Source organism: Pseudomonas sp. LjRoot71 (assembly GCF_964253255.1).
In the GTDB taxonomy this organism is placed as follows: Bacteria; Pseudomonadota; Gammaproteobacteria; order Pseudomonadales; family Pseudomonadaceae; genus Aquipseudomonas.
Genome location: NZ_CAXURA020000001.1, coordinates 1,678,788 through 1,698,495, shown reverse-complemented (window position 1 = coordinate 1,698,495; position 19,708 = coordinate 1,678,788). Strand labels below are relative to the sequence as shown.

The following is a 19,708-nucleotide window of genomic DNA, read 5'->3' as shown; positions in this document are numbered from 1 at the left end:
GATGAACCGTAATGATTTTCACAATAAGGTCGTCGTCATCACTGGCGCAGGCTCTGGTATCGGACGAGCACTGTCACTGCAGTTTGCTGCAGCCGGGGCCCGAGGCGTTGTCCGATGTCAACCGCACCGGCCTGGACGAAACACTGGCATTGCTACCCGCCTCCAGTGAAGCTCGCGGCTACAGTGTCGACGTCTCCTCACGCGAGGCCGTATATACCCATGCCGAAGATGTTCGTCGTGACTTCGGTACCGCACACGTGCTGATCAACAATGCCGGTGCCGCTCTGATTGGCACTATCGCCCACACCAGCATCGAAGAGTTCGAGTGGCAGATAGGCATAAATCTGTGGGGGGTAATCTACGGCACCAAGGCATTTATGCCGATGATGTTGGAACAACGTGATGGCTGCATCGTTAACATCTCTAGCATCTTCGGCCTGATTGGCTTTCCCCTGCAAGGTGCCTACAACATCTCAAAATTCGGCGTGCGTGGCTTTACCGAATGCCTTTGGCACGAATTGGAAGGTACCGGTGTACGGGCAGTTTGCGTCCATCCTGGCGGGATTAAAACCAATATCGGCAAGGCCGGACGTCTGGTGATGAATGCAGGCAAGGAAGAATCAATTTTCTCTGCCTTGGCCGACAAGATGCTGCTCACCTCACCGGAAGAGTGCGCCGCCGATATTCTCAAAGGTGTGCTCAGCGGCCAACGACGAATTCTCACTGGAAACAAGTCGAGCACAATGCACTGGCTCGCCCGGTTACTGCCTAACAGTTACCCAGCGATCATTCGCTTTATCGCGCGCTAAGCGCCGCCCGCTCGTGAAAATATGCACTGTGCTAGGAAACGGGTTTTCGCAGGGACTGGGCTTGCTGGCGAAAACCGAAGGACTGCACAAGACACCAAGCATTACTCAGAGAAAAACAAAAATGCCGAATAACCAACACGCAAACTCGCTGATCACCAAGGTCTTTTGGCTCGCAGGTGGCTACAACATTGTGGGTGTTCTGACGTTCTCACAGTTCTTCACTAATAGCCTGCTCTCGGCCACCGACCCAGCTGTCTTTTCCTGGCTGGGTCTGGTTTCCATCATGCTTTGGGGCGTGGCCTATACGTCTGTGGCCAAAGCCTATCGAGCTGTGCCTTATCTCGTGCTGCTGTTTTTCGTGGAAAAGATGCTCTACGTCCTGACCTGGCTGATGTGGCTTAGTAAAAATGCCAACACCCTGCCGGCGCTCTTTGCTGAATCGCCGCTGACCGCAATTTTCTATTCGATCTATGGCGCGGGAGACTTGGTCTTTGGCTTGTTCTTTCTGTGGGTGGCCTGCCATAGCCTGTCCCAAAAAAGCCTCTAAACGTCTGCGGCGCGCGATGTCTAGCCAGGAACCAATATGAACACACCTATCTCGAAACTGTGGCTGCTGTATGGCGCAACTGGTTACTCCGGAAAACTGATAGCGCAACAGGCGATACGCCAGGGGCTGCAGCCAATACTGGCTGGCCGCAGCACCGCCGTATACGAACTGGCCACTTCACTCGGCTTGTCGGCACGAGTGTTCGATCTCGCGGACCGCAAAGCGACCCTTGCGGCGCTACAAGGCATCGACCTCGTGCTCAATTGTGCCGGCCCGTTTTCCGCGACCGCGCAGGCGATGATCAAAGCCTGCCTTGCACGTAAAGCTCACTACCTCGATATCACAGGCGAGATCGCTGTATTCGAATACGCGCACAGCCAGCACGATGAAGCGCGCGAGCAAGGTATCGTACTTTGCCCAGGTGTCGGCTTCGATGTGATCCCAACCGATTGCATGGCTGCAGCCTTGAAAGAAACATTGCCCGACGCCTGCGAACTGATGCTCGGTTTCGATACCGCCAGCGGCCTCAGTCCCGGCACCTTGAAAAGTATGATCGAAGCCCTGCCGCTGGGCGGTATGGTGCGCCAGGATGGTCGCATCATCGGGGTACCGCTTGGTTATAAGATTCGCACAGTGGATTTCGGCTTTGGTCTGAAGAGCGCAGTCACCATCCCCTGGGGCGACATCTCGACCGCTTATCGCACCACCGGCATTCCGAACATAGAAACTTATATTGCTATACCGAAAACGGTCGCCTATCTCATGCGCTACTCAAACTGGACGCGTGGTTTGCTCAAGCGTCCGGCAGTGCAGCGCTTTCTCAAGCGCTGCATCGAACAATGGGTAAAGGGGCCCGATGCAGAACAACGCGCAACGCTGCGTACCGCTGTCTGGGGTCAAGCCAGGAACGAACACGGCGATATATGCAGCGCGCGTATCGAGACCGACAACGGTTATGCATTGACGATCACCGGGGCGCTGGCATTGACCCAGCATCTACTCGGTAGCGCTCCTGCGCAAGGCGGCCATTACACACCGGCCAAGCTTTGCGGCTGGCGCCTGATCGAAACCCTACCTGGGTCGGGAAAGATGCAGATAAGCATCTTGCCGAGCACGTCGACTGCCGTCTGACTATTCCCCCTACTTCTTATCGAGAGAAATCATCATGGTCGACAAGCATGTACGCATCCTGTTTGGTTCCGGTGCGCTATTCAACCTCATGGCCGGCTTGTCGATCCTGTTCGCCGGCCCGCTATTTGGTCGCCTTATCGGTATGGAGCCGCTACCGGGTCAGGGTTTCTTCGAGCAAGCGACCGGTTTTGCCATTGTTCTATTTGGCTGGATGTACTGGCTGGTAGGCCAGGCCCCCGTCAAATATCGGCCATATATCATGATCGGCATCATCGGTAAGCTTGGCACCGTCACCCTCGCCTTTTTCAATTACTGGACCGGCATGCTCAATTTGCCGCTGCCGTTGCTGACACTGGTAGACCTGATCTATGCCGCCCTGTTCTGGCGCTACCTGAGCGGCACCAGATAATCATGCAGACCTTCAAGACCAACACCGATCACCTTGCCTAGGGCGTCGCTCAAGGAAAAGGGGCCATTGCCTTATCCGACTAGAGCTGGCGACAGATGAGATCGAACGGGTGAGCTAAAGAGCAACTAAAGCCCCTGGCCATTGGGGCGATTTGCAAGGCCAACCACGGTGTACGGGCAAAGAACCAACAGAAAGTGCACCTAACGCAGTTGACCGACTGCCACGGCTGACTTCTGGTAACCCACACAGGGCACTCCTCATATAGCGGTAGTGTCTGGCGAAAACCGGCCGCTGGGCCACTCGTAGAATTACCGAGGTAGATACATGGCTGACTACAAAGCTCCCCTGCGCGATATGCGCTTCGTGCTCAATGAAGTGTTTGAAGTTTCCAAGCTGTGGGCCCAGTTGCCGGCCCTGGCTGAAGTGGTCGATGAAGACACTGCAGCGGCCATTCTCGAAGAAGCCGGCAAGGTCACCGGCGGCGTAATCGCCCCGCTGAACCGTAGTGGCGACGAAGAAGGTTGTTCCTGGGCCAACGGCGCGGTGAAAACCCCAGCCGGCTTCCCGGATGCCTACAAAACCTACGCCGAAGGCGGCTGGGTTGGCGTTGGTGGTGATCCGGTATTTGGCGGCATGGGCATGCCCAAGGCAATCTCGGCCCAGGTCGAGGAAATGGTCAACTCGGCCAACCTGTCCTTCGGCCTCTACCCGATGCTGACGGCCGGTGCCTGCCTGTCGATCAACGCACACGCCAGCGAAGAGCTGAAAGAAAAATACCTGCCGAACATGTATTCCGGCGTCTGGGCGGGCTCCATGTGCCTGACCGAGCCGCATGCCGGTACCGACCTGGGCATTATCCGCACCAAGGCCGAGCCGCAGGCTGACGGCAGCTTCAAGGTGTCCGGCACCAAGATCTTTATCACCGGGGGTGAGCACGACCTGACCGATAACATCATCCACCTGGTACTGGCCAAGCTGCCGGACGCCCCGGCCGGTCCGAAAGGCATCTCGCTGTTCCTGGTACCGAAGTTTATGGTCAACGCCGACGGTTCCCTGGGCGAGCAGAACAGCCTGTCCTGCGGTTCCATCGAACACAAGATGGGCATCAAGGCCTCGGCCACCTGCGTGATGAACTTCGACGGTGCCACCGGCTGGATCGTCGATGCGCCGAACAAGGGCCTCGCCGCCATGTTCACCATGATGAACTATGAGCGTCTGGGCGTCGGTATCCAGGGTCTGTCCCTGGGCGAGCGCAGCTACCAGAACGCCGTGGAATACGCCCGCGACCGTTTCCAGAGCCGCGCGCCGACCGGCCCGGTAGCCAAGGACAAAGCCGCTGACCCGATCATCGTGCACCCGGACGTGCGCCGCATGCTGCTGACCATGAAAGCGCTGAACGAAGGCGGCCGTGCCTTCTCCAGCTACGTGGCCATGCAACTCGACACCGCCAAGTACAGCGAAGATGCCGCCACCCGTAAACGCGCGGAAGAGCTGGTTGCTTTGCTGACCCCGGTGGCTAAGGCCTTCCTCACCGATATGGCGCTGGAAACCACCACCCATGGCCAGCAGATATTCGGCGGCCATGGTTATATCCGTGAGTGGGGCCAGGAGCAGCTGATCCGTGACTGCCGCATCACCCAGATCTACGAAGGCACCAACGGTATCCAGGCCCTCGACTTGGTCGGCCGTAAAGTGGTCGGCAGCGGCGGTGCGTTCTACAAGCACTTCGCCGAAGAGATCAAAGCCTTCACCGATTCCGCCGACAGCAGCCTGGCCGAGTTTATAGAGCCGCTGAAAGGCGCCATCGCCAACCTGGAGCTGATGACCGCTGACCTGCTGGAACGCGCCAAGGCCAACCCGAACGAAGTCGGCGCTGCCTCGGTCGAGTACCTGCAGGTGTTCGGTTACACCGCCTATGCCTATATGTGGGCTTTGATGGCACGCACCGCGCTGGCCAAGCAGGATCAGGACGAGTTCTACGTGAGCAAACTGGGCACCGCGCGCTTCTTCTTCGCCCGCCTGCTGCCGCGTATCCACTCGCTGACTGCGTCGGTCAAGGCCGGTAGCGAAAGCCTGTACCTGCTCGACGCTGCACAGTTCTAACGATTGAGCGTTACGCGGGACCCGCACTTGGGCCCGCGCTTTTTATCTGTTTGCATTTGCCTACATTGCGGTGAGGGCTAACTAGCTGACACCTCAGCCAAGACCGCCAGCGAAAGCCTGTACCTACTAGATGCCGCAAGGTTCACCACCGCCTTGGTCGGTGCCCTAGCCACCCGGTTGGTGCGACCGGCTCGCGGCTCACTCTCATCCTGATCAACTCGCGACAGAACACCAGTGGTAAGCGTGGCGAAACTACCTTTTGCATTAGCGACGGCGAAGCTGGAAGGGTGAATGCCTCTCCCCCGCCCCTTACACCGCTTCGGCCAGCCGAAACGCAACGATGGCTCCAACCGAAGGCGGGAGAAAGTCCGCGAGGATGACCGCCACGAACAAATCCTGGCAAACCGCCGTTACGCCCCGCTAGAGCACTTGGCTCCCATCAAGTTTCTGACTCTCGAGAATCTGGATCGCCAGCTCATCCATATCGATGATGCTGCGCGTTAGATAGAACTCGATGCCACCAGAGGGTTGGTGGACGCTCTTGCTCAGTAACTGGCCGCGTACGAAGCGGTAGTTTTTGTGAATCGCCTCGAAACTTTTGGCGAACTCCTCATGACGTTTGATCAACTGTACGAAACGTTCATTGATGGCTGAGTCCTGCGCTTCAAGTTGCGTATCACTCATGCCAACGGAGCTACCAGCTGCCAGAGGGTAGGAGCGAATCTGGTAGTTCAGCAACATGTGAGACATCGCCAGGCTCTGCTGATGCAGCTCACGAGCCCTCTCAAATCTTGCCCCACTCTGCTGGCGATATTGCTCATCGGCCCAGGACTCTGCCTGACGTTGTAATTCCAGCAGGTGCATGAGTTTTTCTGGATACAGGCCGGCATCCTGCCGTGGCATGCGCTCCAGGCTTTTCATCAGCCCTTGCATGCTGCGCTGAATCTCGACCATATGAGATGGCTGGCCGAGCTGCACCGTTCGCGTGTGTAAGCGCATCAGGCTGTCGTAATTAGAGGCCAACGCGCGAGGATCGGGCGACTTGATCGCGGGGTTGAAGTAAAGCATCGCGCTGGAACAAAGCAGGTAGCTACGTGTGCGAATTTCGTGGAGAAACTGCAGCCTCTGGTCATCCGCCCAAGTATCTGCAGAGCACAACATCCAAAACATCAGAAGAATACCGGCTCGCATACCCCCTCCCCGCCCACTCGTTGATGAGTGGTATGGAACGGTCTTTCTCTAGCTTTTCCGCCCCCCAAAGTCGGGGGGTGGCAAGTAAGCCAAACCTCCTCAGGATCACCGGGTAGAGATTCAACGATACCGCCCGCCGTCCACCTCGAGGAATAACAATATGTTGTACGAAAGCATCGATACTGCCGCCATCAATGACGAAGATATGCCATGGGTGCCATTCACGCCCTACAGCAATGAGGTTTTCATCAAATACATCAAGTGCGATCCGGTTCGCGGCGAGACTATCACCCTGCTCAAAGCCCCTGCGGGCACTACCCTGCCCAAGCATTACCACACCGGCACCGTGATCGTTTACACCATCAAAGGTGGCTGGAAGTACCTCGAGCATGACTGGGTATCCAAACAGGGCGGAGTAGTGTTCGAAACCGCAGGAACCAGCCACACCCCTATCGCCCTTGCCGAGTATGGCGACGAGATCATCACCCTGAACATCACCCAGGGCGATCTGCTGTATTACGACGAGAACGACAACATTTGCGCCATCGAAAACTGGAAGTCCAGCGTGGAGCGCTATCGGGCCTTCTGCGCTACCAATGGCATCGAAGCCAAGGACATAACCAGCTTCTCGGTCTGAGCCGCCCTCTCGCCGCAGCCTGGCCACAGCGCCCGGCGGCACATCACCACAAGAACAACAATGGATGGAGATCCCATGAGCCAGAAGCGCTCTATTCCCCAGTATTTCCCGCTTAAGCTGAGCTTGCTACTTGCCAGCTCAATCGCGTCAGCACAGGACACGCTGCCCTTTCCGCCTACGCCTTCGGCCAGCGAAGCCAAGCCGACCTTGCAAGCGTCTAAACACCAGAAGCGTCAGCAACAACCGCACCTGCCGACCGATGCGCCGAATATTCTGGTGATCATGCTCGACGATGCCGGCTTCGCGCAGGCAGACACCGTCGGCGGCACCATTCATACGCCGACCCTCACCCGCATCGCCGATAGTGGCGTGCGTTACAACGCCTTCCATACTACGGCGATCAGTTCGGCGACTCGTGCCGCCCTGCTCACCGGCCGCAACCATCACCGGGTCGGCAATGGCGTGATCGCCGAGCTGGCCACCGACTGGGACGGCTACACCGGGAAGATCCCGAAAAGCTCGGCGACCATGCCCGAGGTGCTCAAGCAGTACGGCTACAGCACCGCCGCCTTCGGCAAATGGCACAACACCCCGACACTCGAAACCACGGCTGCCGGTCCGTTCGATGCCTGGCCGACCGGCTATGGCTTCGAACACTTCTACGGATTCATGGCCGGCGAAACCTCGCAGTACGAGCCGCGCTTGTACCGCAATACCACACCGATTGAACCGCCACACGATCCGCAGTACCACCTCAGTGAAGACCTGGCGAATCAAGCGGTGAGTTGGCTCCAGGACCAGCAGTCCTACGCCCCGAACAAGCCTTTCTTTCTTTACTGGACCCCGGGTGCAGTGCACGGCCCGCACCATGTAAACGCCGAGTGGGCGGACAAATACAAGGGCAAGTTCGACAGTGGCTGGGACCTCTACCGCGAGCAAACCTTCACTCGTCAGAAGGCACTCGGCTTTATTCCCCAGAACGCCAAGCTCACGCCACGTCCGGCCGAACTGCCTGCCTGGGACAGCCTCAGTGCCGAACAGAAGCAGTACCAGGCACGCCTGATGGAGGTCTACGCCGGCTTTTTGGAACACACCGACACCCAGGCAGGGAAGATCCTCGACGAGCTGGAGCGCCTGGGAGAACGCGACAACACCCTGATCTTCTATGTCCTAGGCGACAATGGTGCCTCTGCCGAAGGCATGGAGGGGACGATCAGCGAACTGCTGGCCCAGAACGGTATTCCGGTACCCAAGGAGCAGCAACTGAAGGTACTCAACGACATGTACGGTGGGTTATCGGCCCTTGGTGGTCCAAAGCTAGAAAGCATGTACAACGCCGCCTGGGCCTGGGCCGGCTCAGGGCCGTTCGTCGGCACCAAGTTGGTGGCCGGCTACTTCGGCGGTACTCGTACCCCCATGGCGGTTTCCTGGCCAAAGCAGATCAAGGCTGACGCCGAGGTTCGCGGGCAGTTCCACCATGTCAACGATATCGCCCCGACGGTCTACGACATCCTTGCCATCACCGCACCGAAGCAGGTCAACGGCGTCGCCCAAGACCCGATCGACGGCATCAGCATGCGCTACACCTTTGCCGACGCCGAAGCGGCGTCGAAGAAGCCCGCGCAGTACTTCGAAGTTCTCGGCAGCCGTGGGATCTACAAGGACGGCTGGATGGCCTCGGTGTTCGGCCCACGCAAACCCTGGGTCCAGGGCTTCTCCCAGTTTATGGGTTGGAACCCGGAAACCGATCAGTGGGCACTCTACAACCTGGACAGCGATTACTCGCAAGCCACTGACGTGGCCGCCAGCAACCCAGAAAAGCTTGCCGAGCTAAAGGCCGAGTTCGATACCCAGGCCAAAGCCAACCATGTCTACCCACTCGGCGCGGGCCTGTATCCGTTTCTTGATCCGAGCGCTCGGGTTGGCACCAACCAACGTGAATGGCATTTCAGCGACCGGATCAAGCGCCTGCCGGAGTTCGCCGCGCCCAGCCTGGGCAGCAAAAACAACAAGGTTGTGGTGGAAGCGGTGCTGCCGAAAAATGCCAGCGGCGTGTTGTATGCCATGGGCGGGATTGGTGGCGGCGTGAGCCTGTATTTAGATGACGGTTATCTGGTCTACGAGTACAACGCGCTGGCCGTTGCCCGAGTAGAACTGCGCTCGGCTGAGAGAGTTCCAGCCGGCAATGTCAGCATCGAGGTACTCACCACGATGACGGCCAAACCCGGCTCACCGGCCAGCCTCAATCTTCGGCTGAATGGTCAGGAAGTCGCCAGTGGCACTACGCCCTTCACACCGCCGCTGGCCTTCACCGCTAGCGAAACCTTCGACGTAGGCGAAGACCTCGGCTCGCCGGTGTCCCTCGACTACTTCGACCGCGCGCCTTTCGCGTTCAACGGCAAGATCAGTGATGTGCACGTTGCCTATATGCCCTGAGACGACAACGACCGCCCCAGGCTGACTGGGGCGGCTTTCGCATTATCGGCAACGCACGCACGTTGGAGCTGAAACACTATGACTGTACTCGTTGAACTGCCAGACCGTCCAAGTCTGAGCCAGCGCCTGCTGGCGGGCATCTTGCGCAACAGCATGCGCCTGCTGTTCCGCGGCTTGGTGCGCCCGCCAATGCCGATTGTCGGGCAGCGCGGGATTATCCGCTGCCTCACCGCCACGGCTGCAACGCCACGTGGCATCAAGCGGTGCAGCAGCACCTTGGCGGGCAGAGCCTGCGAGTGGCACCGCCCGCCTCAGGATAATGGCCGTGTGCTGCTCTACCTGCATGGCGGTGCCTACCTCATCGGCGCACCGGTGACCCATCGCAGCATCACCAGCCATCTGGCTAAGCACTGCGCCATGCCGGTGTGTGCGCTGGCCTACCGGCTGGCACCCGAGCACCCTTATCCGGAGGCGCTGGAGGATGCAATGGCGGCTTATCGTGCGTTGCTCGCGCAAGGCTACGCGGCTAAACAGATCGTGATCGGCGGCGACTCGGCGGGTGGCAACCTGACACTGCTCACCGCACTGCAAATAAAACAGCAGGGGCTACCAATGCCAGCCGCACTGGTGTGCTTCTCACCCTGGACGGATGCGACCGGCACTCAGCTGCACAATCCACCAGCCGGTGACCCCGTGATTCATCCCGCCTGGATGCATCAAGCCGGTGAGTTGTTTCTCCCGAAAGGCATGGATCGACGCGACCCCGGGCTATCGCCGCTTTATGCCGACTTGACAGGGCTCCCACCATTGCTGATTCAGGTGGGCGAGGATGAGTTGCTGTTGAACGACAGCCTGCGCTTCGCCAAGCAAGCCACAGCTGCTGGAGTGCCGGTCGTACTGGAGCGTTATCCGGGGTGCTGGCATGTATTCCAGATCCATGCCGGCATGCTCGATGTGGCCGATCTGGCCTTGGCTAGGGTTGCACGTTTTCTGCAACAGCTGGATAGCTGAGTTTGACAGCACTTTGGCCAACGCTCTTTGCGCTATCTACGACTGTCGGTGCCCCTTTAGCGAGCGCTTCTGTTGAGCCGTACCAGGCTCGACGATAGCATCCAGGAGGTTTCGGCGGCGGCCAGCAGGGCATGGCCGTCAGCCGAGAACTTGCGCAATAGCCAGTGGATTGAGCGGATGGCGAAGCACTTTCGCACCGGAGCGACTGATACCGTGCGCTGCGGGGGCGACGCAGCTGATCGGACGCGCCAACTCAGCGCGTTGCCCAAAGAGACACTCTGAACCTCAATCACCACGGATGATCAGCGGCCCCTTGAACGCCTGCATGATGTGCGATGCCGGCAACCCACGGCTGACCAGTTGCGCCATGGCGTTCATGTACTGAGTGATATGGCCGAAGTAATGTTTGTAGCTGGGACATAGGTAGTTCAGTCCCGGCTCGCCATCGGGCGTGGCGGTAAAGCGGTTCTTCGGGCATTCGCCGTGACAGGCGAACAGGTAGGGACAGGCTTTGCAGTAATCCGGCAGAGTTACTTCCTTGGCGGCGCCAAATGCCTGTTGGGCCGGTGACTCGACCAGGGCCAACGGATCGTCTTGGAGAATGTTGCCCAGCCGGTACTGCGGGTACATGAAGTGGTCGCAGGAGAACACCTCGCCACTGTGCTCGACGATCAACGCTTTGCCGCAGCGCGGCGCGAACAGACAGACGCTCGCCGGCAGCTGGCACCAGGCGGCTAGCGCCCACTCGAAATTCATCACATGGACGCTGCCGACATCCTCGCGCACCCACTCGTCGAAGATCGCGGTCAGGAAGCGCCCGTAGGCCTCCTGCCCGACGCTCTGTCCACTGAGCCTTGGTCCGCCAACGCTGGTGATCAGGCTATTCCTGGCCAGTTCCGGTGGTGTGGAAAAATGCAGGCCGGTGTCCACATCCGCCCCTTCAGGCAGTCGCTCGACCACCGGATTGAACTGAATAAAGCGCACACCCTCGCTCTTAAGAAAATGGTAGATCTCCAGTGCGTGACTGGCGACATCATGAGCCACGGTGACCAGCACATTGACCTTCACACCTTGTTCGAGCAACAAACGCAGGCCGCGCAGCGTGTCGTCAAAGCTCGAACGCCCGCGCTTGTCGAGCCGGTAGAGGTCGTGGACGTGCCGCGGCCCATCTAGGCTGAGGCCAACCGTAAAGTCCTCATCGTGCAGAAACGCTGCCCAGGCTTCATCGATCAATGTGCCATTGGTCTGCAGGGTATTGCGGATTTTCTTACCGTTAGCGAACTCGCGTTGATAGGCAGTAGCCTCACGAAAGAATTCGAGGCCCACCAGCATCGGCTCACCGCCCTGCCAAACAAACTACCTCAGGCGTCGGCTGCGTGGCGATATAACGCTGCACGTAAGCTCGCAACACCTCGTCAGGCATGCGAAAGCGCTCGCGCGGCGGATACAGCTGTTCCTTCTCCAGATAGAAGCAGTAACTGCAATCGAGGTTGCAGATCGGACCGACCGGCTTGGCCATCAGGTGTAGGCCCTGCATGTGGGGGGTGAGTTCGCTCAATAGGGTCTCCCGGATGGCTGTTGGTCTAGCTCGTTACGCCAGGTTTCGACTCTACGACCGACAGCGCTCCCGTACCCCCCCAGACAATGGGGGGATAGAGAAAGTGCAAAGTACGTAAGCTGACCGAGAAGACGCTAGGCAACTGTCGGCTAGTCCATAAGCAACGGAACATCGAAGCCTTGCAGGCGTTGCAGTACAGCTCGAGGCGACAGCTGTCAGTGGAGCGTTTCAAAGATACTGACTCACCCTCGCCTGAGACGGGTAAGCGTTCAGCCAAGGTTTGCGCCGATGACAATTGCTCGAAAGTAGGTAGCCAGATGAAAACAATAATAATGCTGTCTCTAGCCGTATTGATGATTACAGCCGTCAAGCTGCTCAACGACGCCCGGGTGGAATCGCAGCGTCTAGCGGCCAACGAATGTCAGGCGAACCATTACGCGTGCTTCAGACCTGCAGTGGGTTTCGCCTCTTTGCGCTGATCCCTCGCAGCACCAGAATCTGCTGTCGAGATCGGTCTTCCGGTGCTTGGCAATAAAGGCGCAGGCAGCACGTCGAGACGCGCCTCGAAGCCCCCGCTCTCCAGCGCCTCTAAAAGCGCATATTCGGTACCTAAGGCAATTCGCTCACGGCCGAGCAGCATGTTGATGATTTGCGGCATGGTCTTGGCACTGGTATCGCCCTACACATCGAGTACAGAGAGGTGATCCTGGATAGCGATGCCCCGCTCCGTAGAGGAGCGCTTTATACAAACCATGAAAGCCTTGTCCATACCAACTGGCTAACGCGCCTTGCGGACGTAAGCCAACACCCGCACGGTGCCGAGGGCGCGCTGCTGGTCCGGCAAAGCATCCTGCTCAGGAATGATCATGTCGTGCCTCAGGCTGGCAATCCCGGCCAGGCAGCGCAGGCGCGGCACACTAATGAACGACTTTCCTGGACCGATAAACGAAGCCTAGCCTGGCACCGCGGTGCCAGGCTCCAGCAGATTTTTATCAGCGGACTTTCTGCAGCAGAAAGTGCGAGAGAGCGGGAATCAGCACCAGCGCACCGACCATGTTCCAGATGAACATAAACGTCAGCAGGATACCCATGTCGGCCTGAAACTTGATCGGCGACCAGGCCCAGGTGATCACTCCGGCAGCCAGAGTCACGCCGACCAGAGCCACCACCTTGCCGGTGAAAGCCACCGCATTCTTATACGCGTCCTTCAACGGCACGCCAGCACGCTGCTGTGCCAGCTGCACGCTGAGCAGGTAAAGCGCATAGTCCACCCCGATACCCACGCCGAGCGCGATCACCGGCAAGGTGGCGACCTTCACGCCCATACCCAGCCAGACCATCAGGGCCTCGCAGAGGATTGAGGTGAGCATCAACGGCACCACGGCAACCACCACCGCACGCCAGCTGCGGAAAGTGATAAAGCACAGCAGGATCACTGCGCCATAGACGTAGAGCAGCATGGTCCGGTTGGCCTCACGCACGACGATGTTGGTCGCCGCCTCTATGCCGGAACTGCCGGCCGCGAGCAGGAACTGGCGTTCCTCGTTGCTGTGCTCATGGGCAAACTGCTCGGCGACCTCGACCACACGTTCGAGCGTTTCGGCTTTGTGGTCCGTTAAGTAGGCCACCACCGGCATCATCGAGCACTCGTTGTTGAATAATTCCGGATTGTTCACCGAGGCTTGTTGAGCGCCGTAGTTCAGCACTTCCTGGTTACGGGCGACAGTCATCCATTTCGGATTACCCTCATAGGAGCCGGCAGTGATCTGCCGCACGGCATCGACCAGCGATACCGTGGTCTGTACGCCAGGCTGCTGTTGCAATAACCAACCCAGCCGATCCGCCTCAATCAGAGTCTCGTACGTCAGGCAACCTTCCACTGGAGTTTTCACCATCACCGCAAATAGGTCGCTGGAGAGCGCGTAGTTGGCAGTGATGTAGGCATTATCGCGGTTATAGCGTGAGTCGGAGCGCAGTTCCGGGGCACCTGGGTCGAGGTCACCGATTTTCAACTGGGTGCTGACCATCAGGCCCCCACCGGCCATCAGTCCCGCCACCACCACGGCAATGGTCGCCCAGCGCCGCTCGGTAAAACGATCCAGCAGATCCCAGAGCGCTCCCAGGCCTTTTCCCCCCTGATTACCCTCGTTCAGACTGCGCTGCGCCGCTGCTTGGCTGACACTGGTGTAAGACAGCAGGACCGGCAGCAACACCAAGTTGGTGAAGATCAACACAGCCACGCCTATGCTGGCGGTGATCGCCAAGTCCTGGATCACCGGAATGTCGATCAGCATCAACACCGCAAAGCCCACGGCATCGGCCACCAACGCGGTAAGACCGGCGAGAAACAAGCGACGGAAGGTATATCGCGCGGCCACCAGCTTATGGGTACCACGCCCCACGTCCTGCATGATGCCATTCATCTTCTGCGCGCCATGGGAAACCCCGATGGCGAATACCAAGAAGGGCACGAGAATGGAAAACGGATCGAGGGCGTACCCGAATAGGGCTACCAGGCCGAGCTGCCAGACCACCGCAACCACCGAACAGGCCACCACCAACGAGGTGCTGCGCAGGCACCGGGTATAGGCGTAGATGATGGCGGTAGCGATCAGCGCAGCCACGCCGAAATACATCATTACCTGCACTAGGCCATCGATCAGGTCGCCCACGAGCTTAGCGAAACCGATCACTCGGATCTTGATCTTGCCCGAGCCTTCTTGATCCGCCGAATGCATACGCGCGTCGCCGGCATACTCGAAGCGGTTGCGCAGCTTCTCTTCGAGCAGACGCGAGAACGCGTGGTAATCGATGGATTGACCGCTGACCGGGTCTTTGTCGAGCAGTGGCACGAAGATCATCGACGATTTGAAGTTATTACCAACCAGGCTGCCGACGATGCCAGAGCGGGCAATATTTTGTCGCAACTGCTCCGCGCCTTTGCTTGAACCGTCATAGGAATCCGGCATCACCGGACCGCCGCGAAAGCCCTCCTCGGTTACTTCAGTCCAACGTACCGCCGGCATCCACAGCGACTTCATCCAGGCGCGATCCACTCCGGGGGTGAGGAACAGCTCATCATTGACTTGCTTGAGCAGCTCCAGATATTCCGGATCGAAGATATCGCCTTCAGTATTTTCCACCACCACCCGCACCGAGTTACCCAGCCCGCGCAACGAATGGCGGTTCTCCAAGTAATTTTTGATGAAGGGTTGCTCGTGCGGGATCATCTTTTCGAAACTGGCATTCAGCTCCAGCCGGGCTGAGGCAACATAGCCCAACACGACAGTGGCGAGCAGGCAGGCCAAGATCACCAGCCGTCGATTATTGAAAATCAGCCGTTCCAGCAGATTGCCGGAGCGCGGATCGAAGTCCTTCAGCTCGCGTATCACGGGCATCGAATCGAGCTTGTAGTTCGCCATGAGGTGTTGTCTCTCTTTTTAATGCTTATTCAACCGGTAGCACGCGTACGCCGCGCACACCGGCCAGGACCAGCGACTCATGTCCTTGTCCAGTCATAACCACAGCGGAAACGGGTGACAGTTGGGGCCGCTGACTCAGGTGGAAGGTGGCGCCATCATCCCGGCTCACAAGTACATGGCCGGCTTGTGAGAGCAGGACGATCCAGCCGTCGCGGGTCACGGTGCCCGCTGTGACGCTCAGCGGCACAGCAATCTCGACCTTGCTCCAGTTCTGCCCCGCATCGGTACTGCGATAAACGTTGCCGCGTAGGCCAAAGACCAGCACCACTCCGTCTTTTCCGGTAATGCCAAAATAGGTGCCGTTGTAGGGCGTAGGGACAGCAGTAAAGCGCTGGCTGATTTGGTCCAACTTAAGTACCAGCCCTTGTTCACCGACGATATACAGCTCCGCACCGATAGGGCGGATCGCATACAGATGCAACATGCCTGGGTTATCCAACTGCTCGAGCAAAGGCGTCCAGTTACGGCCACCGTCATCAGTGCGAAAGATCAGGTTGAATGCACCGACGATGTAGCCAACCCGCTCACTCTCAAACCAGACATCCAGAAACGGCTTATCGGCACCCTGCTCGCTCATGCGCTGCGATTCCTCCACCAGCGCGGCAAATGTCGAGTCATCCGGCCGGATGGCCAGCAGCTTTTGGTAGTGCTGCAACATGACTGCCCCTACATGGCGGCCATCGAGCTGGCGGTTCCAGGTTTCGCCGGCGTCGCGACTGTGGAGCACTACACCATCATGGCCGACCGCCCAGCCCAGCTTCGGTGTCGGGAAATGCACGGCGACCAGGTCCGAACTGACCGGTACCTGAGCCTGCCGCCACTGTTTGCCAGCATCATCTGAATAGAGGATGTGCCCGCGCTGACCGACAGTGACCAGACGCTCACCTGCCTGAGCCAAACCAGTGAGGATGCCCTGGACGGCCAGCGGGCTCTGCATCGCTGGGGTGTCCAGTACTTCGGCAAAATCCGCAGCAACCACGGCCCGTGTAAATGGCATTGCCAGCGCAGCTACTAGCGCCGCGAACAGTACCCATTTGAATATATGCATGGCTGTTTCTCGGGGTAAAAAACCGCCGGGCAGCGTGCGAGCACGCCACCAGACGGCAAAAACCTGTAGGGGTTCGATTCAGCGGATACCTGTACCAGCCAGCGACTCGGCCGACCACTTGGCTTTCGAGAGCGGTTCGATGTACTTGATCCCGCCGTATGGTCCGTACATGCCGGTGATGTTGTAAGAACCCGAAACGAAGTCATAGAACATATGGTTATCCGAGTTCGGTGCCTGCACGTCATAGCTGTAGGCCATATGCGCGAAGGAGCCACGGAACAGCTGGCCACGGGCGTCATAGGACTCGGCCGCCAGGGCGATCCAGCTGTCCTCGTCGACATAGAATGTGCGCTTAGCGTAGATATGGCGCTTGCCAGGCTTCAGCGTGGCTTCCACCACCCACACACGGTGTAACTCCCAGCGCACCAAATCAGGGTTGACGTGGTTAGGCGTGGTGATGTCGGCCGCTTTTTTGTGGTAATTCAGCTTGTAGGTGTTGTACGGGACGTACATTTCCTTCTTGCCGACCAGCTTGAAGTCGAAACGGTCCAGGGCCCCGTTGAATACCCACGCATCGTCGTAAGTGGACGCACCCGCCGAGCCAGGGTTCGGCGTGTCGTAGGCGATATCCGGTGCCAGCTTGACCCGACGCTGCCCGGGCAAGTACTGCCAGCCACGGCGTGGTTGTTTCAGCGGATTGACTGCATCGACGAGCAGAATTGCCTCACCGGCGCGCCGCGCCGGTCCCTGATAGTAGAGCTTGGTTTTGAAGTAGACATCGTTCGCTTTGGCCGGCTCGGTGCGAGCAGGGTCATATAGAGGGTACTCAAGGAACGCATTGCCGGTGGTGGCCAGCGAGGCGTGCCCAGATGAGTCGACGTTCCATGAATCGTACTTGGAGTTGAGAGCGTGGCCCTGGTAGCGCAACAGGTGGTTCCACATCACTTCATTGCCGGTTTGCGGAATGGGAAACGGTACGCCAGCCAGGGCATTCTCCATGGCCACTCCACCTTCGACCGACATCGCATTCACGGCGTTTTTCACCGTGTTATCGAGAATGCGCTGCGGCAGGGCCACCGTGCGATGCGTCGGATACACATCGATCCGGTAACTGGGGAAACGCTTGAGCAGCTCTTGGGTTGCCACAGTCAGTTTGTCTTGGTGTTCTGTGGCATTTTTGCCACTGATCACCAAACGTGGCGTCTCGCCTGCAAAAGGGTCAGGACGGAATGAACTGCCCTTCTCGTAGGTGTCCGGAGGCGTGGTCAAGCCACCGGTGTACTCAGGGATACTGCCATCGGCGTTGCCGCTTTTTTCTGCACCAATCAGAGTCAGGCTGGTGCCGAGCTTAGCGGCTTCTTGCGGGGATACGGCGGCCTGGGCGGCACCACCTATGACTACTGCCAGGGTAGTGGCCAGTAAGGATTTAACTAGTTTCATGTGCTCTCTCCTGCAATCAGGCAATTCGGCGATCAGAACGATGTCTTGAAGGTCAGGGTGACCATGCCACGATCTTTTAGTTGAGACGGTGTACCCGCAAAGGCTGTCGTCTGACCGGGCGTGCATTGGTACATGCCGTTGGCACCGGGAGCGGCGCCATCACCCTGAATACCGCCGGCAGGCACCGTGCCTGCGTTCTCGCAGGTATCAAACGGACCGAAGTTGTCGACATACTTCAGGTCGAAGCGATATTGGCTACGCACATCAACACCGACACCCACCGAGTAGCTGCCCGAATCCTCATTGCCACCCAACTGCACAGCCGAATGGCCATTCAGCCCGACGTTGTAGCTGACCGGCATGTACATATCGACGCCGGGAAATACCTGGTACCAAGTCGGGTTGAAATTTACGCCGAGGATAAAGTTGTCTTTGCTGACCTTGTCGACGCCGCGATACCAGCTCTCGCCCTTGAACAACTGTTCGTTCTCGGTGACGTCCAGCCAGCGGCTGTAGCCCAACTCGACTAGCAGCGAAGAGGCATCCCAGATCGGCGTATCGCCAAAGGTGACTAGACCGTTGAGTACCGCGTGCACGGTGTTGCCACGAGCCACACCGTCGTCACCATCGAAACTGCCGACAAAGCCGGGTAACCCTGCCGCGGCAGCAGCTGGGCTGACGGTGGCAGGCACGCTGGCCAGAGGCATGTTTTCACGGTAATTCAGGTCAAACCCAACGCTGACACCCGCGATGCTCTTAGACAGACTAATGCCGTAGATATCGATGTCGTCAACGTAGAATTGGTTGTAGCTGCCGATGTTGCCGGAGATCAGTTGGGGCATGCCGACAGCAGTTGGCGACAAGGCCAGATTCGGCAGAATGTCGGAGGTATTGCGGTAATAGAAACCCAGGGTACCGTCCAGCCAGGCAGGGCTCCACTTGGCCATCAACCCGAAGTCACCGCTGTCGTCCGGCGTAAAGGTCTGCCATTGGACAGACGCAGGTATTGGTGAACACCGTGTGGCCCAGGGGCGCCAAAGAATGGATTGAGCCCTCCTATCAGCGACAGATTATGTCCACCGCTCTGGATGCCATCGTTGAACCCCAGATAGGTTCCCGATTCCGGCAAGCGCGAGGCATCCCAGTCGAAGAAGTACTGCGCCCCCAGGGTCAGTTCCGAGTTGACGGTCAGGCTGGTGGACAGTTGGTTACGCGGGATAAACAACTCTTTTGCTTCTGTCCCCGGAATGGCAAGAGCCTTGGAGATATCCAGGCCCGACTGGCCATAACTGTTGCCGTGGGCGAAGGCCAGAATGCTCTCACCCCAGTACTGAGTGTGACTGCCGAGTTTGGCACCGAGCAGCGACTCCTCGCCGATCTCCATGCTGCCAAAAACAAAGGCATCAAGGATCTCGGAGGACGGACCGTTGTAGTAGCGATCCGCGTAACCGCTGATATGACGAGAGTCCGCTTGGCCGTCGTTGATCTGATTGGTTGCCGGGTTATGACTGCCGACATTGTCATAGGCATGGTCATACCAAGTGTTGGCACTGACCCGAAAACCCATCTGCTGCTTGAACACCACGTCCAGCTCGGACAACACATCGACACGCTGCGAAACCGCGCTACCCGAGGAAAAATTGCGATTTCCGTCGTTGTTGTTCCAAGACTCGGCCAACTTAGAGTTGGCACTTTCCACCCGCTGTGCATAGTTCAACTTGAGGGTATTGTCGAAACGGATTGACAGGTCTTCATGACCTGTATCGAACTCAAAGGCATGTGCGGGAGGCAGTCCCATGCCGGCCAGTATCGCAGTTGCTAACACTCCTCGTCGGAGGCTGAGATGACATATCTTATTGTTGTTATTCATTGCGCTTACTCACCTTCTCTGTAGTTACACCAAAGG

General features: G+C 58.3%; 14 protein-coding genes and 2 pseudogenes. 8 read left to right on the top strand and 8 right to left on the bottom strand.

All coding sequences use genetic code 11. The annotated features are described in order from the left end of the window. Position 1 precedes the first annotated feature (1 nt). From ACSQ17_RS08070 to ACSQ17_RS08050, 5 genes and pseudogenes are all read left to right on the top strand, one after another. Positions 2-809: pseudogene (locus ACSQ17_RS08070) on the top strand (SDR family NAD(P)-dependent oxidoreductase). A gap of 61 nt (positions 810-870) precedes the next feature. Then, on the top strand, positions 871-1,356 hold the full coding sequence (locus tag ACSQ17_RS08065) for a hypothetical protein (RefSeq protein ID WP_296277294.1): 486 nt from the start codon (positions 871-873) through the stop codon (positions 1,354-1,356). A 48-nt stretch (positions 1,357-1,404) separates the two neighbouring features. Next, on the top strand, positions 1,405-2,487 hold the full coding sequence (locus ACSQ17_RS08060; protein WP_436070446.1) for a saccharopine dehydrogenase family protein: 1,083 nt from the start codon (positions 1,405-1,407) through the stop codon (positions 2,485-2,487). Between the two features lie 34 nt (positions 2,488-2,521). Continuing rightward, on the top strand, positions 2,522-2,896 hold the full coding sequence (locus ACSQ17_RS08055) for a hypothetical protein (RefSeq protein WP_296277295.1): 375 nt from the start codon (positions 2,522-2,524) through the stop codon (positions 2,894-2,896). 324 nt (positions 2,897-3,220) lie between these two features. Further along, positions 3,221-4,999: an acyl-CoA dehydrogenase C-terminal domain-containing protein gene (locus tag ACSQ17_RS08050; protein WP_436068200.1), complete on the top strand. Its 1,779-nt coding sequence runs from the start codon at positions 3,221-3,223 to the stop codon at positions 4,997-4,999. Positions 5,000-5,419: 420 nt separating this feature from the next. Here ACSQ17_RS08050 and ACSQ17_RS08045 read toward each other — a convergent pair whose 3' ends face one another. Then, positions 5,420-6,190 carry a hypothetical protein gene (locus tag ACSQ17_RS08045; RefSeq protein WP_296277297.1) on the bottom strand — a complete coding sequence of 257 codons (771 nt, stop codon included), beginning with the start codon at positions 6,188-6,190 and terminating at the stop codon, positions 5,420-5,422. 160 nt (positions 6,191-6,350) lie between these two features. Here ACSQ17_RS08045 and ACSQ17_RS08040 point away from each other — a divergent pair, with 160 nt between their 5' ends. From ACSQ17_RS08040 to ACSQ17_RS08030, 3 genes are all read left to right on the top strand, one after another. Continuing rightward, the gene (locus tag ACSQ17_RS08040) at positions 6,351-6,827 is read left to right on the top strand and encodes a 2,4'-dihydroxyacetophenone dioxygenase family protein (RefSeq protein ID WP_296277298.1); all 477 of its coding nucleotides are present in this window, start codon (positions 6,351-6,353) and stop codon (positions 6,825-6,827) included. A 75-nt stretch (positions 6,828-6,902) separates the two neighbouring features. Beyond that, on the top strand, positions 6,903-9,263 hold the full coding sequence (locus ACSQ17_RS08035; protein WP_296277299.1) for an arylsulfatase: 2,361 nt from the start codon (positions 6,903-6,905) through the stop codon (positions 9,261-9,263). Between the two features lie 78 nt (positions 9,264-9,341). Beyond that, complete coding sequence (locus tag ACSQ17_RS08030) at positions 9,342-10,274, top strand: alpha/beta hydrolase (protein ID WP_296277300.1); 933 nt, start codon at positions 9,342-9,344, stop codon at positions 10,272-10,274. Between the two features lie 285 nt (positions 10,275-10,559). Here ACSQ17_RS08030 and ACSQ17_RS08025 read toward each other — a convergent pair whose 3' ends face one another. The 7 genes and pseudogenes from ACSQ17_RS08025 to ACSQ17_RS07995 all read right to left on the bottom strand — a co-directional run bounded on the left by ACSQ17_RS08025 (position 10,560) and on the right by ACSQ17_RS07995 (position 19,672). Further along, positions 10,560-11,606: an anaerobic sulfatase maturase gene (locus ACSQ17_RS08025; RefSeq protein ID WP_436068199.1), complete on the bottom strand. Its 1,047-nt coding sequence runs from the start codon at positions 11,604-11,606 to the stop codon at positions 10,560-10,562. Between the two features lie 4 nt (positions 11,607-11,610). After that, entirely contained in the window at positions 11,611-11,832 is a 222-nt protein-coding gene (locus tag ACSQ17_RS08020; protein WP_436068198.1) for a hypothetical protein, read from the bottom strand. Positions 11,833-12,265: 433 nt separating this feature from the next. Then, on the bottom strand, positions 12,266-12,490 hold the full coding sequence (locus ACSQ17_RS08015) for a hypothetical protein (RefSeq protein WP_296277302.1): 225 nt from the start codon (positions 12,488-12,490) through the stop codon (positions 12,266-12,268). Between the two features lie 334 nt (positions 12,491-12,824). Next, complete coding sequence (locus tag ACSQ17_RS08010) at positions 12,825-15,254, bottom strand: efflux RND transporter permease subunit (protein WP_296277303.1); 2,430 nt, start codon at positions 15,252-15,254, stop codon at positions 12,825-12,827. Between the two features lie 25 nt (positions 15,255-15,279). After that, positions 15,280-16,362 (bottom strand): WD40/YVTN/BNR-like repeat-containing protein, encoded by a 1,083-nt coding sequence (locus tag ACSQ17_RS08005; protein WP_296277304.1) that lies wholly within the window; start codon positions 16,360-16,362, stop codon positions 15,280-15,282. Between the two features lie 78 nt (positions 16,363-16,440). Continuing rightward, on the bottom strand, positions 16,441-17,802 hold the full coding sequence (locus ACSQ17_RS08000; RefSeq protein ID WP_296277305.1) for a DUF1329 domain-containing protein: 1,362 nt from the start codon (positions 17,800-17,802) through the stop codon (positions 16,441-16,443). A 32-nt stretch (positions 17,803-17,834) separates the two neighbouring features. Next, a pseudogene (locus ACSQ17_RS07995) lies at positions 17,835-19,672 on the bottom strand (DUF1302 domain-containing protein). Positions 19,673-19,708: the final 36 nt, after the last annotated feature.